This is a genomic window from Nitrosomonas sp., from assembly GCF_040240425.1.
Classification (GTDB): domain Bacteria; phylum Pseudomonadota; class Gammaproteobacteria; order Burkholderiales; family Nitrosomonadaceae; genus Nitrosomonas.
This window is the reverse complement of the sequence record NZ_QPHG01000008.1, coordinates 39,038-55,526: the sequence shown is the minus strand read 5'-3', so window position 1 is coordinate 55,526 and position 16,489 is coordinate 39,038. Positions and strand designations below refer to the sequence as shown.

The window sequence follows — 16,489 nt, the reverse complement described above, 5'->3', positions numbered from 1 at the left end:
GCTGTGGATCATGCCGTCATGTGGCTCTGAAACACCAGTCCGGCGTGCTCACGCAGTTTATGAAAACGGATGGCGGGCCAATTCTCTTCCGCGACACTCAATTCCGCGCCGAAAGATGCCAGAAAAGTCGGTGCGTCGACGGCATCATAGGCGATACGGTGCGCATTGGCTTCGATAAAGCGTTGCAATTCGCGTGGATCGTCGCAGGTAATCCAGCGCGCCAATTGATATTTGGCGGAAGCGATTCGCGCCGCGACACCGTATTCATGTTGCAGGCGGTGCGCGACTACTTCAAATTGCAGCGTGCCGACCGCGCCCAGTAATAGCATATTGCCCAAATGCGGGCGGAACACCTGGATTGCGCCTTCTTCTCCCAGCTGCGCCAATCCTAGTTTCAATTGCTTACTGCGCAAAGGATCGGCGATTTCCACGGTGCGGAAGATTTCCGGCGCGAAAAAGGGCAGTCCGGTGAATTGCAGCACTTCGCCTTCGGTCAAAGTGTCACCCAGCTGCAGCGTGCCATGATTCGGGATGCCGATGATGTCGCCGGGGTATGCTTCTTCCAGAATGTCGCGGCGCTGCGATAAAAAGGACACAACCGTGCTGGTGCGGATATCCTTGCCATTGCGCGCGACTTTCAAGTTCATGCCACGTTTGAAATGCCCGGAACAGACGCGCACGAAGGCAATACGGTCGCGATGCGCCAGATTCATGTTGGCTTGGATTTTAAACACCATGCCGGAGAATTTCTTTTCATCCGGCTGTACTTCGCGCTGAATGGCGTTGCGCGATTCCGGTGGTGGCGCCAGATCGACCAATGCATCGAGAATTTCCCGTACACCGAAGTTATTGATCGCCGAACCGAAGAAAACCGGAGTTTGTTTACCGGCGAGGAATGCGGCATGGTCGAAAGGTGGGGACGCGCCTTTGATCAAATCGATTTCCTGCATCGCGGTGGATAATCCTGCGCCGAAACGTTGTTGGATTTGCGGATCGTCAAAACTGGCGATCACCTCATTTTCTGTGTCGACGCGATCCGATCCCGGCTGAAATACGCGCATGCCGTTGTTCTGCAAATCGCACACGCCATGAAAATTTTTTCCCATGCCGACCGGCCAGGTGAATGGAATAGTCGTCATGCCGAGTGTGCGCTCGATTTCGTCGAGCAGATCAAGCGGTTCGCGTACTTCGCGGTCCATTTTGTTGACGAAGGTAACGATCGGCGTGTTGCGCGCGCGGCACACTTCGAGCAGACGCAACGTTTGCGCTTCGACCCCGTTGGCGGCGTCGATCACCATCAACGCCGCATCGACGGCGGTCAGCACGCGGTACGTGTCTTCGGAGAAATCCTGGTGACCCGGTGTGTCGAGCAGATTGATGACGCAATCGCGGTATTCCATCTGCATGACCGAACTGGCCACCGAAATGCCGCGCTGCTTCTCGATTTCCATCCAGTCGGAAGTGGCGTGGCGGCTGGCTTTACGCGCTTTGACGCTACCAGCGATATGAATCGCACCGGCGTACATCAGCAATTTTTCCGTCAGCGTTGTTTTACCCGCGTCCGGATGGGAAATAATGGCGAACGTGCGCCGCCGCGATACTTCTTGATCAATGCTCATAATCGGTAGTTCTGTGTTCCTGTGAATAAAGATAACAATGCGCGGTATGCGTGGTGCTGAACGAGCTGGCTGGCGGGTAGGCTGTACGGCAAACCGGCATGGCGTGCGCGCAACGCGGATTAAAATGACAGCCCGCCGGCGGTGCCGCCGGTGACGGCAAGTCTCCCGTGAGCGGAATAATGTGCCGCGCGGGATCCGCTTCAATGTGCGGAACCGATGACAATAACGCTTGCGTGTACGGGTGTTTGGGGTTACTCATCACCTCGTCGATACGCCCGTGTTCAACGATACGTCCCAGATACATCACCGCCACTTCATCGGCCAGATACTCGACAACCGCGATATTGTGGGTAATAAACAAAAATGCAAGTCCTAAATTATTTTGCAGCGATTTGAGCAGATTCAAAATCTGCGCTTGAACCGATACATCCAGGGCGCTGGTCGGTTCATCGCAAATCAGCAGCTTGGGATTGACCGCCAAGGCACGGGCAATTGCGATGCGTTGCCGTTGTCCGCCAGAAAATTCGTGCGGAAAGCGCCATTTTACCTCAGCAGGCAGACCGACACGCTGCAATAATGCATCGATTTCATTTTCCGGAGACTGTGCGGATGCAGCCGTATCGTTGCCGGGGTAACCGGTTTGATAGGCTTTTAAGGCATTGATGCCTTCTTGCAGAATCTCAATGATGCGCATGCGCGGATTCAAGGAAGCATAAGGATCCTGAAAAATGATCTGAAGCTGCGAACGTACCGGTCGCAATTGACTGCGCTTCAATCCGTTCAGTTCCTGTTCCTTGAAACGCACGCTGCCCGCTGTGGGCTGAATCAATTGCAGAATGCTTTTGCCGATCGTGGTTTTGCCGCAGCCGGATTCACCCACCAGCGCCAGCGTCTTGCCCGCGGCAATTTTCAACGATACGCCATCGACTGCTTTGACATGACCCACGACACGTTTGAACAAGCCTTTGCGAATCGGGAAATGCACTTTCAGGTCAGTGACCTGCAACAGCGTTTCATCTGTTACCTGGAGAGCCGATGGCGTCACATGCACGGTTTCCTGCACTACTGTGCTAGCGTTGGTAGCAGCTTGAGCGGCGTTGTTACTGTATAAATGACAGCGGACCTGATGTTGACCGGAAATCGTGTGCCATTGCGGAACGGTATCGCGACATTGTGCCAGTGCCTGATTGCAGCGATCTACAAACCGGCACCCGGTAAATTGCTGTGCCAGTGACGGCACATTGCCTTGAATAACAGTTAATGCTTGATTACGTTTCTGTTTTCCAGGCAGTGCGGCGAACAATTGCTGCGAATAGGGGTGGCGCGGGTGATGAAAAAAATCATGCCGGGTTGCTAGCTCGACAATTTCTCCCGCGTACATTACCGCGACGCGTTGCGCCATTTCCGCCACCACGCCCAGATCGTGTGTAATCAGTAAAATGGCCATGTGCTTTTGCTGTTGGATGTGCCGCAGCAGATCGAGCACTTGTGCTTGTATCGTTACATCCAGCGCGGTGGTCGGCTCATCGGCAATGAGCAGTTCCGGTTCACCGGCGAGCGCCATCGCGATCATGACGCGTTGCTTCATACCACCGGAAAACTGAAAAGGATACTCGTGCATGCGGCGTGCCGCATCGGGTATACCGACTTGCTCCAGCAATTCCCGGATGCGCGCTTGCATGGCTTCGTGCGATAAATTCAAATGCTGCTGAAGCACTTCTTCGATTTGCTCGGCGATGGTCATAACCGGGTTGAGACTGAGCATCGGTTCCTGAAAAATCATGCTGATGCGCTTACCGCGGATTTTACGCATGCCGGTTTCAGGCAATTGCAGCAAATCCGTGCCACCGATGCTGATTTTGCCGGCAACGATTTCACCGGCACCCGGTAACAAGCGCATGATCGACAACGCAGTCATCGACTTGCCGCAACCAGATTCACCCAATAGCGCAAATGTTTCCCCGGGTGAAATGGTCAGCGTCAAGCCATCGACGGCACGTACCGGCATATCGCCGGTGTGCAGCACGGTTTCGAGATTTTCTATTTCCAGCAAGGTATTCATGGATGAGAAGAAGATTTTGCCGGTGCGGTTGCGTCGGATGCGTTGTCTTTCAATTGCTTTTCTTTTTTGCCAAAACGCGGGAGTACCGTGCGTTGCCGTAATGTCCGGATGCGTGGATCCAGTGCATTCTGGACCGCATCGGCAAACAAGTTAGCGCTTAATACCAAAGTAAACATGAAACTGAACGCCGCCAGCAAGGCCCACCACACCATCGGCTCACGCGCCATTTCCAACCGCGCCGCATTGATCATGGTGCCGAAACTGATCATCGATGGATCGACACCGACACCGACATACGACAACACCGCTTCGGCCAGCACCAATCCGCTGAAGTCCATCACCGTCGCGATTAACACGATGTGCATCACGTTAGGCAGTATGTGGCGGCTGATGACACGCCAATGCGAAACGCCAAAGGCATGCGCCGCCTGGATATACTCCAGTTCGCGTAGTTTCAGCGTTTCACCGCGCAACAACCGGCATAATCCGGTCCAGCTGGTAATGCCCAGGATCATGCAGAGAAACAGCAGCCGAAGATCGGCGCGCGAAGCAATGGTATCGAATAATTCCGGATGGGTTTCGATATACACCTGCATCATCAGTACCGCAGCGGCGATCAGTAAAACACTGGGAATGGAATTCAGCGTCGTGTAAATATATTGAATAACATCATCGACCCAGCCGCGGAAATAACCGGCCATAATGCCCAGCAATAATGCGAACGGCAGCATGATGAGCGTGGTTAGCGTGCCGATCACCAGGGCAACGCGTATGCTTTTCAGCGATTGATACAAAATATCCTGGCCAACCTTGTCGGTGCCCAGCACATGATAATGTCCGGCCAATGCAGTGATACAACCGATGATCAGCAGCAGAATGAGCAGCGTGATTAAAATGGCGCGCCAGGGAATTTCGGTGTTGCGGCGCCAAATGGCCATTAGGCATGGGGCAAAATTCTGCCGGTTGCGATAGGAAAGCCGGGCGATTAAGCCAACGGACAGTACACTCCAGATCAGCAAGCCGCAAGCCAAGCCTTTTAGCGCAAGTTTCGTGATATCGGCGCTGTGTTCCGTGTCAGGATCTTGCAAATGCGCGCCGCCAAACTGGAGCCGGGCGAAAGTCCGCACTTGCGTACCATCCGGCTGTTCGATGGTTTCTTTGGCATATAAATGTGCTGCCAGCGGTGCGGAGTAGGTTTTCTCGACTTGCGTGCGTAACGGTGTCACCAGTAAATCCAGCAAACTCAGCACTTCCACGCTATAAATCGTCTCGCCCTGATTGTTTTTGTGATCCAGTGCGGGGCGGAAGTGTACCGTGTCCAATAAGCCGATCACCAGAAAAAAGATCAGCACGGTGAGCGCGGACATGCCGCTGGCGCTATGTCCTACGCGTTTCCATTGCGCCAGCAGATGCTCATGACGGCGGACATACCAAACGATGAAAAATACAATGGCGACAAACAAATAGATCAGCGCATCGGTCCACAAAATAATCGGGCTAAAAGACATGGTCGGGATGGATGACTCTGCGGCGATGAGGCCGGTTTAATTACACATAATCATTCATATCATAAATGAATGCTGGGATTTTTTGAAAATTTATCAATACCGGTAAACCGATCAATGCATTAAGGCAGGATACAGTCTAGCATTGATAACGGTTAAGGTCGCGTGTTAATAGAAAATCCACGGATGTAAAAGGAAGCAGCAGTCCGGGAGAATTTTTCCGTAAGGTTTCTGCCCGGAGCTGCTGTGTAAAAGATGTATTGTTGATGTGAAAAGTATTTTTTAGAATATTACCGGTTAGAAATTCTCATATTGCAACCGGTCTTCACGCCTGATCAGCTCGTCAATCGTAAGACCAACCGCTGGCTTACCGCTAAATACCGAGCCCACCCGTTTGTTGTTGAAGTGTTCCAACATGGTGGCATAGGCTCTGGGCGGGAGAGGGAAGAACTTCACTTCTTTGACCAGGAGAAGCGCATTCTTCATATAGAACTCTACAAATGCCTTGACCTCGGGTTTTTCAGCCGCTTTGATGTTGACATAAATGAAAACCGGACGGGATAGCGGTTGATAGCTGCCGTTTTCCACGGTTTCGACAGAAGGGAGAATCGCGCCTTTGCCGCTGTCGATCGCAACGGCGGTTACTTTGTCCTGATTCTCGATGTAATAGGCGAAGCCAAAAAACGCTAAGCTGTTTTTGTTACTTGCCACATGGTTCACCAGCACATTGTCATTATCGGATTCAGTGAAATCATGACGGCTGGATTTGGCTTTGCCGACAATGGCTTCGGTGAAGTAATCGTAAGTGCCGGAATCTTCATCAGCGCCGGATAGCTTTATGGCTTCATCCGGCCATGCCGGGTTGATTTGATTCCATTGGGTGATTTTGCCCTGCGCAGCAGGTTCCCAGATTTTCTTCAACTGTGCGATGGTCATTGACGTGCTCCAGGAGTTTTCCGGATTTATCGCCACCGTCAGAGCGTCAAACGCCACGGGTATTTCGACATATTGCACGCGGGCGCCTTTACAATCCTTCATTTCACTATTCAGAATCGGACGGGAAGCATTCACGATATCAATTTCGCCACGGCAAAATTTCTTGAAACCGCCGCCGCTGCCGGATATGCCGACCGTAACGTTAATCGCGTTCTTTTTTGCGGCTTGGAAATTGTCCGCCACGGCTTTGGTGATCGGATAGACGGTGCTGGAGCCGTCTATTTTAATAACCGTTTGTGCATTGGCGACAGTGGCGGAGCCAGTCAGTATTGCCAATGAGATTGCTACAGCGAGTTGGTTGAAGTAATAAGGTTGCGACATTTCATTCTCCTGTTTGAGATGATGCGGCGTAAATGACGGCATTCAAAATGCCGCGCACGAAAATGTTAACGCATGTTTCCCAACAATGTCATGCGGGTAAAAACTTAAGTACTGATAGATCGCAGGTTTTTTAAATCGAGCATTCAGGAAATCACACTGAACACTCGATTTTTGCTCAACTTTTTAGTGGCGGATTTTTAGAAATCAATCGTCCACTGTGTCAGGAATGCGCTCAGATCACCATTATTCCATCCATGCGTACGTGCTCCGGCACCGCCCGAGTAACCATTGGTATTCGTGGTTGGCGTTGCTGCCGTGTTGATATCCAGCATATGGATGACATTGGCCTGAAACTTAACATTGGAATGCGGGTACCAGTTTAAGCCGAATCTGACCATGTCGGCGCGGCCTCCTTTGATGACACCGGAATTCATGTCAATGTAATCATAGCCGAATGCGACTTCCCATGCGCCCCAGCCGGTGCCGTTCCAATGGAAGGGCCGGTTAGGCTTGATACGGTTTGCCGCACCGTTTCTGACGTGATAGGCCTTCGACTCACCGGTCAGGAAGTAGCTTACAAAGCCATAATAACCGGTTAGGTGTTCGCTGTCATAACCAACACCGTTGATATTGGTGCGCAAATATTCACCTTGTGCCGAGAATGGGCCGTAGACAAACCAGCTTTCCGCCCCATAACGATCGTAGCTGGTGACTTGACGGCGATTCGGATCACTCAACGCACCGGTGCTCAGATTACCGGTATTCAGGATATTGGTGCGATCCACGTTGGTGCCCGGAAAGGCGAAGAATGACATACCGCCGCCGCCACCGATCTGGCCCTCACCTACCATGGTGCCATCGGCGCGATATTGTGTGTTGACATCGGTATGTCCCGCAGAAACACCGACATGGAAAAACTTGGTGTCATCAATCATCCAAGGTCTGCCGCTGACACGGCCAATACCTTGCCAGCCGGTGTCGCCGGAGCCATTGTTACGGTTCTGGTTACCGTTGGCATTGACGGAAGTCGATGCGGAAGACCATCCGCCGATGGGTTCGGTTTGGAATGCAATACCGGTTTGAAATCTCTTAACCGCATAATTGGCGCCGATACCCGTTTTATACGTATTGGGATTATCGACGAACGAATTGACGGACATATGCCGTTCGATAAAAGTCAGGTAGCGGTTACTGGCGGCTTCTTCCAAGCTGAACGGCTCCTTGAACGAACCCAGTTTGTAAGAGAGCGCATCGGTATGGTTTAAACGCACGAACGCATCGGTAATTCCCGATCCGACAGTACCGTTGCCTCGGCTGAAGTCATATTCAAACTTGTAATCCCAGATTTTATAAAATGTACCTTCGATGCCCAAACGCGCACGGCGGATATTCATGCCGCTATTCAATTCGTTTGCGGTACTTGCTCCGAAAGCGGGGTCAGGGTCATTGATAAAATTGTATTGCGAGGCTGGCTGAATCCGTCCATTCATCGATACCGAGAAATTGCCATCCTTGGTTGACCAATGTAAGCCGCGGTCGTCAAAATTTCCGTGTATTTTTTCAACTTCCTTGACGCGTTCCTCGAGTACCGAGACTTGATTCTTAAGTTGTTCTTTCTCAGCTTTTTCACGCAGTCTTACCAAGCGGTCGCCCGCCGGTTTATGCTCCGTTTCCGCTGTCCGGTCCTCATGGGTTGGAGTCTGTGCAGGCGCTGCCAATACGCTTAGGGGAGCTTTTGTTTTGGCCGCTGCTTTCTCTGATTTTTCATAGGTGCCCATATGAACGCGGCCGGGACCGGGTTCCGCAAAAATTTGCTTGGTTTTTGTATCGACATATAAATCGAGTGCATAGGCGCTGGATAGAACGCCTAAATTGATTAACGCGGTGGTTGCCAGGGTAAGTCTGAATAATTTCTTCATCTGTCGTTGATCCAGGGTTGAAAAAGTGAGTCATCTACGATGGCAACCGTTATATAGAATCAATGTTACAGTTTTATGACAGTTACATTTTTTTTACGCTTTTATGACACAGCCTGTTATTCGGAATAACAGTGCTGGATGATTAACTACTTGAAATAGTAGTTATTAATTCTTAAAATGCCGGATGCATTCAGCGCAAAAGTAACAATGACGTTGCGAAATGCATAATTTGATTTTCTTGGACTGACGGGAACTTTTATGACGAGAGTAACCGTCTAACCAGGTACTTAACATGGGAATATGATTTCTCATGCTAAGTAACTAATTCTATTAACTAACTGACTTATTATTTATTTAATAGGAGGAAAATAAAATGGCAACAACTTATAACACGAGTAGCAGTGCATCAAGTGCTGACTATGATATGTCGCTGTGGTATGACTCGAAATACTACAAACTGGGCATGTTAACCATGCTGCTGGTTGCGATATTCTGGATCTGGTACCAAAGAACGTTTGCATACTCACACGGTATGGACTCGATGGAACCGGAATTTGACAAAGTATGGATGGGACTGTGGCGTGTGCACATGACCCTGATGCCTTTGTTTGCGTTAGTAACCTGGGGTTGGATACTGAAAACCCGTGACACCAAAGAACAACTGGACAACTTAGATCCAAAGCTGGAAATCAAACGTTATTTCTACTGGATGATGTGGCTGGGCGTATATCTGTTTGGTGTTTACTGGGGCGGCAGCTTCTTCACCGAACAAGACGCATCATGGCACCAAGTGATTATTCGTGACACCAGCTTCACGCCAAGTCACGTAGTGGTGTTCTACGGTTCATTCCCAATGTACATCGTGTGTGGCGTAGCGTCATACCTGTACGCAATGACCCGTCTGCCACTGTACAGCCGCGGCACATCGTTCCCGCTGGTTATGGCAATTGCTGGCCCATTGATGATTCTGCCAAACGTAGGTTTGAACGAATGGGGTCATGCATTCTGGTTCATGGAAGAATTGTTCAGCGCGCCACTGCACTGGGGCTTTGTGATTCTGGGCTGGGCAGGTTTATTCTCGGGTGGTATTGCAGCACAAATCATCACCCGTTACTCAAACCTGACTGACGTAACCTGGAACAACGCAAGCAGAGAAATTCTGAACAACCGTATCGTTCCTTAATTCTGAATGCAACACATCCTTTCCGCCTGTGATACGGGCGGAAGGATAAGAAGACTTAAGTTACTATGCAGTAATGAAAACGAGCAAAAAGCAGACGACAAAAAGAAGTAAGGGAATCGTCAAGTTTTCATAATTTAATATCACACGAAATGAAGAAGGGAGGGTCTAGTGAGTAGAACAGACGAAATTTTAGCAGCGGCCAAGATGGTGCCGGAAGCGGTCAAGATGTCCAGATACATAGATGCGGTATATTTTCCGATTCTGTGTATTCTGCTGGTAGGAACCTATCACATGCACTTTATGTTGCTAGCAGGTGACTGGGATTTCTGGCTTGATTGGAAAGACCGTCAATGGTGGCCAGTAGTGACACCGATTGTAGGTATTATGTACTGTGCAGCACTGATGTATTACCTGTGGGTAAACTATCGCCTGCCATTTGGCGCGACACTCTGTATCGTATGCCTGTTAGTAGGTGAATGGCTGACCCGTTACTGGGGCTTCTACTGGTGGTCACACTATCCGATCAACTTTGTACTGCCATCAACCATGATTCCAGGTGCATTGATGATGGACACGATCATGTTGTTGACCGGTAACTGGCTGATCACAGCTCTGTTAGGCGGCGGATTCTTTGGACTATTCTTCTACCCAGGCAACTGGCCGATATTTGGCCCAACCCACTTACCAGTGGTTGTAGAAGGCGTACTGTTATCAGTAGCTGACTACACAGGCTTCCTGTACGTACGTACCGGTACACCTGAATATGTTCGCCTGATTGAGCAAGGCTCACTGCGTACTTTTGGTGGACACACCACAGTGATTGCAGCGTTCTTCGCAGCGTTCGTATCCATGCTGATGTTCTGCGTATGGTGGTACTTTGGCAAACTGTACTGCACCGCTTTCTACTATGTTAAAGGGGAAAGAGGACGCATCTCTATGAAGAACGACGTAACCGCATTTGGTGAAAAAGGCTTTGCACAGGGGATTAGATAATGAATATAAGAAGCATATTTAAACTGGGCGTATTAGGCCTGTATGGAGCAGCGATTGGAGCGGCATCGCTGGCGATGACGCTGACACTAGATGTTAAGACGGCAGCGGCACACGGTGAACGCTCACAAGAACCGTTCCTGCGTATGCGTAGTATTCAATGGTACGACTTGAAATGGCAACCGAAAGTCACCAAAGTCAACGACATTGCGACGATGACCGGATTTTTTCACTTAGCTGAAGACTGGCCACGTGCGGTAGGTAAACCAACTCGCGCCTTCTTTAACGTAGGTAGCCCAAGCCCGGTGTTTGTACGTTTAAGCACCAAACTGAACGGCGAACCAACGTTTATTTCAGGTCCATTGGAAATTGGCCGTGACTATGCATTTGAAGTCAGACTGAAAGCACGTATTCCAGGACGTCATCACATGCACGCGATGGTAAACATCAAAGATGCAGGTCCTATTGCAGGTCCAGCCTCATGGATGAACATCTCCGGCAGTTGGGATGACTTTACCAACCCAGTGACCACACTGACTGGTAAAACCATTGACCTGGAAACGTTCAACTTAAGCAACGGTATATTCTGGCACATCGTATGGCTGGGCTTAGGCTGCTTCTGGATTGGCTACTTTGTAGCGAAACCGATGTTCCTGCCACGTAGCCGCGTATTGCTGGCGTATGGTGACGAACTGTTAACCTCCCCAACGGACAGAAAAGTAGGTCTGGCAGTTGCAATACTGACCTGCGCGATTGTTTGGGGCGGCTATCGTTACACCGAAAGCGTACATCCATACACAGTACCGATCCAAGCTGGCGAATCGAAAGTAGCACCGTTACCGATTGCACCGAACCCGGTAGCAATCAAAGTAACGCACGCTAACTACGACGTACCTGGCCGTGCACTGCGTGTAACGATGGAAATCACCAACAACGGTGACACAGCGGTCAACATTGGTGAATTCACAACAGCGGGCGTACGCTTTGTGAACGAACTGGGCCGTAAACACCTGGATCCTGACTATCCAAGAGAACTGGTAGCAACCGGCTTATCGATGGATGATGACAGAGGCGTTCAACCTGGAGAAACCCGTGAAGTTAAGATGGAAGCCAAAGATGCGTTGTGGGAAGTACAACGTTTGATGGCACTGTTGGGTGACCCTGAAAGCCGTTTTGGCGGATTGTTGATGACCTGGGATGAAGCAGGCAATCGTTATATCAACAGTATTGCTGGCGCGGTAATTCCAGTCTTTACCAAACTGTAAGAGAAGTTAAGTATCAACACCGGTACACCACTGTCGAAAGACAGCCGGTGTGCCGGTTTTTTTTATCGGTAGAGAAAAGAGTAAAAATTTAGGGTATTAAAAGAATGCGGACAAAAGAACTGGCAAAATTAGAGGCGCTCATCCAAAAGGAGGATTTGTCGTGGTCAGGCAAATAGCACAAACGGGGACGGCAGTCTTTACACTTGTTATGGCACTGTATGCTGGCACAGCTGGTGCACATGGCAAAGTAGCGATGGAAGAAGACAGCTGCATGCGCCGGATCGGCGAGAACATGATTCACCTCAGTACCTATCAGCCACAAGTGAACGAAGAAGGGCATTACTGCACGGAAATACCCAAAGCGGGCAATGCCATACTCGTGATAGATTTAGTAGACCCTGCACTGCGTGAGATGCCGATAGGCGTAAAGGTTATGAAAGGCAGCAAAGCTGGCGAAGGAGATACGATCACAAATCTGCACCCGGCGATGTATCAGGACGGTGTGATCAGCACGCAAAGTCCCCTGGAGCAAGGGAAATATCTGGTATTGATTACTGCCGAAGGCATACCGCCACTGAACTACGAATATCATTTACGGGTGGAAATGATCAACTACGCCGAAGTATTCAGAGCCACCATAGGACCGGCAGTCGGCCTATTGCTGACTACAATACTTGGGTATAAACTCATCCGGTCGAGACGTTTCAGAGACTGGCTGGCAACGCGCCGGGCCAACAAGAACTGAGCGATCCTATAGCAGACAGAGCATATTAGAGACTAACCATTCATAGACACAGGAAATCCAAACGATGTCAGCAAGACTAATAGAAATGAAGCAAGCATTATTCGCGATTATACTCGCAACGGGCATGGTATTTACCTCACAAGCACAAGCGCACGGTGGTTTGGCACTGGCTGAAGACATGTGCGTACTGACGGTAGGGCCTTACCGGATGCACTTTACCGGCTATCAACCCTTATCTCAGGAAGAAGAATTCTGTGAAGACATACCGGAAACAGGCAAGACCGTGATAGCACTGGACTACATCCAGGAAGAATTACGGCCGCTGAAAACGGAAGTGCGGATTATTCGTGACACGGGATCGGAAGCGAACCTGGATGAGATCACAGTATTTCATTTACCACCGAAAGTATATCCATCGGCATCGATTACGGTAGATCACACCTTTCCGGAGAAAGGCAAGTTTGTAGGGCTGGTGACGGTGACGGGTGGAGCGCAGGACTATGTATCACGTTTTCCGTTCTCGGTGGGTGAAGGCCGTCCGACCCCGAAAGCAGCGATTATTGCACCAGTTGTACTGGTTCTCGCTGTTGCCGCTTTCTTCTTCTTGCGGAAGCGTAAACCTGCTAATCAAAACCCGTCGTAGTTGCATCGAATGCTGATGTGAAATCAAGGATGAGTTACATATTGAACTCATCCTTCTTGGTAGAATCAAATAGCGAAAAATATATTTAATCTGAAAAATTGAGAGGAAACTGTGCAAGAAAAGCGATCAATACAGTTTGTTATTAAAAAGATGGCAGTCCTTGCTTCTCTGGTGATAATGTTTTCTTTTGCATTTCAAGTAAAATCAGTGATGGCGCATGCGGCGCTGGTTAAATCCGATCCACCCAGAAGAGCTACACTCTCTATACCACCCAAACAAGTACGGCTTTGGTTTAATGAGAAAATAGAAGGGTCTTATGCAGCCGTTACTGTGCTCGATTCCAATAAGCATTCAATAACTGAAAATAGCCCTGAAAGCGTTGCAGATGACCCAAAATCTGTCGTCTTGAGCTTACCGCAACTAGGATCAGGACGTTACACTGTGAAATATCGCGTGATGTCGGTTGATGGGCATGTTATTGAATCAAGTTTTGATTTCAATGTAAAAGAATAAAATGTAGCAAAATGGTAGAAGTTATCGCAGCAATTGCACGTTGGTTTCAACTTGCAGCAAACATGATTTTATTGGGTAGCTGTATCTTTTTAGCTATCGCCAATACCGGAAAAAGAGTCCGTCTGGAAGCATGGATTGTACGACTAGAACGTTTATTCCCATGGCTGGCTATCAGTATTCCCATCGGTCTTGTGGTAATGCTGATGACATCCTTAGTTCAAATTACCGGAAATGTCAGTAATCTATGGCAGCAAGATGTTTGGTTAGGATTCATCAGCGATACGCGCGTTGGTCAAATATGGAGCTGGCGTACGTTATCCGCGCTAATGCTGTTATTCGTCATTGTTTTACTTCGTAAATCTCCCAAAACCCGCTGGCAGTATATTTTAATTGCTTTTGCTGCAACTCTGCCTCTGATCGCAGGCTCACTAGCAAGTCATGCTGCGGCTGAAGGATTATCCGTATTGGCGGTTTTGCCTTATGCATTGCACATTATTCTAGCTGGTGTTTGGTTTGGAGCATTACCGGCTTTTTTACTATTGATTTATGAGAATAACAAAAATGCTAAGGCTAAATCTGGCAATGCGCCGGAATATAAAACGTTGATGCGGTTCTCAGCAATTGCGTTACCGGTGATGCTATTGATTATTTTGACCGGAATCACCGTGGCCGATCGTATCTTTGACGGCTTTTATGCTGCGCTTGTTGCGACACCCTACGGCTGGTTGCTTAGCATCAAGATATTTATCCTCAGTATCATTCTCTTAATCGCAGCGCGAGTCCGTGCGCATTGGTTGCCGTTATTAGCAAGCGATTCGCAACCTGATAATACGAATCCTGGCAAAACAGGGATGAGGAAGTGGGTGCGCATTGAATTCATTCTGGCATTGCTATTACTATTCCTGGCAACTGTAATTGCCAATACTACGCCGGTAAAGCACGCGCTGATTGAAAATTGGCCCTTCCCATTCCGGTTTTCGATTCTGGCAACCTGGGATAAGCCGAATGTGGCCATTCAAGTATGGATTGGAGTTTTTATTCTGATATTAGCGGCAGGAGCAATTCAGTTCGGTCAGCTCCGTAATTGGGGACGCAAGCGTTTGACTGGTGTTCCTGCGCTATTGCTGGCATCCGGCCTTGCCATTGCTTTGCCGCCGTTGACAATCCAAGCGTATCCTGAAACCTATCGTAGACCGTCAGTGCCTTTTGACGTAATTTCTATAACCAATGGTGCCGCTTTATTCAATCAGCACTGCGTTGAATGCCATGGTCATCAAGGAATGGGCAATGGCATCAAGTCACGAACGCTATCGACAAAATTACCCGATCTGTTGATCGAACCGCATACCACAGAGCACACACCGGGAGATTTTTATAATTGGATTAGCTACGGAATGGTTAATACCGATATGCCGGGTTATGCGGAAAAAATATCCGAAGAGGATCGCTGGGATCTGGTGAACTATGTACATGCATTATCAAGAGGTTATCAGGCGCGAATTTTAACACCGGAAATCATACCCAATAAAGCCTATGTAAAACCGCCACTCTTTTCGTATACGGAAAATAATAGCAACAGCGGCTCGCTGCAGGATTTTCGTGGACATAAAGCTGTCTTACTGGTTATTTTCTCATGGCCGCAATCGCAGGATCGTATCGAGCAATTAAAGCAAGCGTATGACCGCCTAAGTGAGCAAAATATTACTGTATTAGCAGTACCGGCAAATGAGCTTGCCGCCCCTGAGTTAACTCAAATCGCGGCTGAATTGCCGTTCTCGGCTGTTACGCAAGGCGCATCCGAGATTGCTGCCAGCTATGCATTATCGCGCCGGACGCTGACGCATCCGGATATCATCGGGAAGGGGAAAAATCCGGATCATATGGAATTTCTCATTGACCGGAACGGTTATATGCGCGCGCGTTGGATACCGTCAATAGATCAAGCCGGTTGGTCCGATATCGATAAGTTATATCAGCAAATCAGTCTGCTGAATCGCGAGAATATGAAAGTGCCTTATCCGGAAGATTTCGTCCGCTGACCAGTTCCATTCGCTGAACCGCAAGAATAGTAGCGACAGAGTAGTACTGCGATAATTCCTGTCGCTGCACGGATACAAAAATGCTCTGATCATAGAGAAGAATTGGGGTCGAACGTGATACGACAAGCTTCAGCATGATCGATCCGCACATGCCGGATGCTGGCGTGACGCACATCAATATCGAGGATGCATTTGAGCGGATGCTGCAGAATATGGCAGACGATCATTCGGATGACACCGCCATGTGTGATCAATAAAACCTTCTTTCCGTAAAATTTCTGTTGAATATCTTCCCAAGCTGATAAAACACGTGCCTGAAAATCCAGCAAATGTTCGCCATTAGGTGGCGGGTAATCGAAGGGATTTTGCCAGAAGCGAGATAAAGCACCGGCATCGGTGTGCATCAATTCAGCGCTGGATCGATCTTCCCAATCACCAAAATGTATCTCCCGGATACGATCATCCTGAGTGACGGGAATCGAATAATGTTGCTCCATAGCATGCGCAAAATCCGCACACCGTGCTAAAGGCGAAGTAACGATGTGTTGCCATTGCGTCGATTGACTGTTAACGGCATGCCACATTTGTGTCCAACCGAGCGCGGTCAACGGATAATTCGTGCTGCCGCAATAACGCTGACTGTTTTCTGTTACGCCATGCCGCAGCAAATCAATTGAAGTCGTCAAAAT

13 protein-coding genes are annotated in these 16,489 nt (G+C 49.2%); 7 read left to right on the top strand and 6 right to left on the bottom strand.

The features are described from left to right. Positions 1-8: 8 nt before the first annotated feature. The 5 genes from DU481_RS04600 to DU481_RS04580 all read right to left on the bottom strand — a co-directional run bounded on the left by DU481_RS04600 (position 9) and on the right by DU481_RS04580 (position 8,422). Complete coding sequence (locus DU481_RS04600) at positions 9-1,619, bottom strand: peptide chain release factor 3 (RefSeq protein WP_350132984.1); 1,611 nt, start codon at positions 1,617-1,619, stop codon at positions 9-11. Continuing rightward, positions 1,609-3,681 carry an ABC transporter ATP-binding protein gene (locus DU481_RS04595; RefSeq protein ID WP_350132982.1) on the bottom strand — a complete coding sequence of 691 codons (2,073 nt, stop codon included), beginning with the start codon at positions 3,679-3,681 and terminating at the stop codon, positions 1,609-1,611. Before DU481_RS04595 ends, DU481_RS04600 begins: the two co-directional genes overlap by 11 nt. Then, positions 3,678-5,189 (bottom strand): ABC transporter permease, encoded by a 1,512-nt coding sequence (locus DU481_RS04590; RefSeq protein ID WP_350132980.1) that lies wholly within the window; start codon positions 5,187-5,189, stop codon positions 3,678-3,680. The genes DU481_RS04595 and DU481_RS04590 overlap by 4 nt, the downstream gene beginning before the upstream one ends. Positions 5,190-5,483: 294 nt before the next feature. Beyond that, positions 5,484-6,503, bottom strand: coding sequence for a PstS family phosphate ABC transporter substrate-binding protein (locus DU481_RS04585; protein ID WP_350132978.1), 1,020 nt, complete (start codon positions 6,501-6,503; stop codon positions 5,484-5,486). 197 nt (positions 6,504-6,700) lie between these two features. Continuing rightward, the gene (locus tag DU481_RS04580) at positions 6,701-8,422 is read right to left on the bottom strand and encodes an OprO/OprP family phosphate-selective porin (protein WP_350132976.1); all 1,722 of its coding nucleotides are present in this window, start codon (positions 8,420-8,422) and stop codon (positions 6,701-6,703) included. A 373-nt stretch (positions 8,423-8,795) separates the two neighbouring features. On the opposite strand from DU481_RS04580, the gene DU481_RS04575 reads away from it, so the two are divergent. From DU481_RS04575 to DU481_RS04545, 7 genes are all read left to right on the top strand, one after another. Further along, entirely contained in the window at positions 8,796-9,605 is an 810-nt protein-coding gene (locus tag DU481_RS04575) for a methane monooxygenase/ammonia monooxygenase subunit C (protein WP_350132974.1), read from the top strand. A 168-nt stretch (positions 9,606-9,773) separates the two neighbouring features. Next, complete coding sequence (locus DU481_RS04570) at positions 9,774-10,598, top strand: methane monooxygenase/ammonia monooxygenase subunit A (RefSeq protein WP_090322876.1); 825 nt, start codon at positions 9,774-9,776, stop codon at positions 10,596-10,598. Then, the gene (locus tag DU481_RS04565) at positions 10,598-11,860 is read left to right on the top strand and encodes a methane monooxygenase/ammonia monooxygenase subunit B (protein WP_350132971.1); all 1,263 of its coding nucleotides are present in this window, start codon (positions 10,598-10,600) and stop codon (positions 11,858-11,860) included. The genes DU481_RS04570 and DU481_RS04565 overlap by 1 nt, the downstream gene beginning before the upstream one ends. Before the next feature lie 208 nt (positions 11,861-12,068). Then, positions 12,069-12,605, top strand: a complete 537-nt coding sequence (locus DU481_RS04560; protein ID WP_350132969.1) for a hypothetical protein — start codon at positions 12,069-12,071, stop codon at positions 12,603-12,605. Positions 12,606-12,669: 64 nt separating this feature from the next. Beyond that, positions 12,670-13,248 (top strand): hypothetical protein, encoded by a 579-nt coding sequence (locus DU481_RS04555; RefSeq protein ID WP_350132967.1) that lies wholly within the window; start codon positions 12,670-12,672, stop codon positions 13,246-13,248. A 111-nt stretch (positions 13,249-13,359) separates the two neighbouring features. Beyond that, on the top strand, positions 13,360-13,761 hold the full coding sequence (locus DU481_RS04550; RefSeq protein ID WP_350132965.1) for a copper resistance CopC family protein: 402 nt from the start codon (positions 13,360-13,362) through the stop codon (positions 13,759-13,761). 11 nt (positions 13,762-13,772) lie between these two features. Continuing rightward, positions 13,773-15,800 carry a CopD family protein gene (locus DU481_RS04545; protein ID WP_502889910.1) on the top strand — a complete coding sequence of 676 codons (2,028 nt, stop codon included), beginning with the start codon at positions 13,773-13,775 and terminating at the stop codon, positions 15,798-15,800. A gap of 89 nt (positions 15,801-15,889) precedes the next feature. On the opposite strand, the gene DU481_RS04540 is transcribed toward DU481_RS04545, so the two are convergent. After that, positions 15,890-16,486 carry a histidine phosphatase family protein gene (locus DU481_RS04540; protein ID WP_350132961.1) on the bottom strand — a complete coding sequence of 199 codons (597 nt, stop codon included), beginning with the start codon at positions 16,484-16,486 and terminating at the stop codon, positions 15,890-15,892. Between the last annotated feature and the right edge of the window lie 3 nt (positions 16,487-16,489).

What these genes read in the sequence shown, in the direction of transcription:
- DU481_RS04565 (WP_350132971.1), top strand. Translation starts at nt 10,598, where the DNA reads ATGAATATAAGAAGCATATTTAAACTGGGCGTATTAGGCCTGTATGGA.
- DU481_RS04600 (WP_350132984.1), bottom strand. Translation starts at nt 1,619, where the DNA reads ATGAGCATTGATCAAGAAGTATCGCGGCGGCGCACGTTCGCCATTATT.
- DU481_RS04585 (WP_350132978.1), bottom strand. Translation starts at nt 6,503, where the DNA reads ATGTCGCAACCTTATTACTTCAACCAACTCGCTGTAGCAATCTCATTG.
- DU481_RS04555 (WP_350132967.1), top strand. Translation starts at nt 12,670, where the DNA reads ATGTCAGCAAGACTAATAGAAATGAAGCAAGCATTATTCGCGATTATA.
- DU481_RS04580 (WP_350132976.1), bottom strand. Translation starts at nt 8,422, where the DNA reads ATGAAGAAATTATTCAGACTTACCCTGGCAACCACCGCGTTAATCAAT.
- DU481_RS04545 (WP_502889910.1), top strand. Translation starts at nt 13,773, where the DNA reads ATGGTAGAAGTTATCGCAGCAATTGCACGTTGGTTTCAACTTGCAGCA.
- DU481_RS04575 (WP_350132974.1), top strand. Translation starts at nt 8,796, where the DNA reads ATGGCAACAACTTATAACACGAGTAGCAGTGCATCAAGTGCTGACTAT.
- DU481_RS04560 (WP_350132969.1), top strand. Translation starts at nt 12,069, where the DNA reads ATGGCACTGTATGCTGGCACAGCTGGTGCACATGGCAAAGTAGCGATG.
- DU481_RS04595 (WP_350132982.1), bottom strand. Translation starts at nt 3,681, where the DNA reads ATGAATACCTTGCTGGAAATAGAAAATCTCGAAACCGTGCTGCACACC.
- DU481_RS04590 (WP_350132980.1), bottom strand. Translation starts at nt 5,189, where the DNA reads ATGTCTTTTAGCCCGATTATTTTGTGGACCGATGCGCTGATCTATTTG.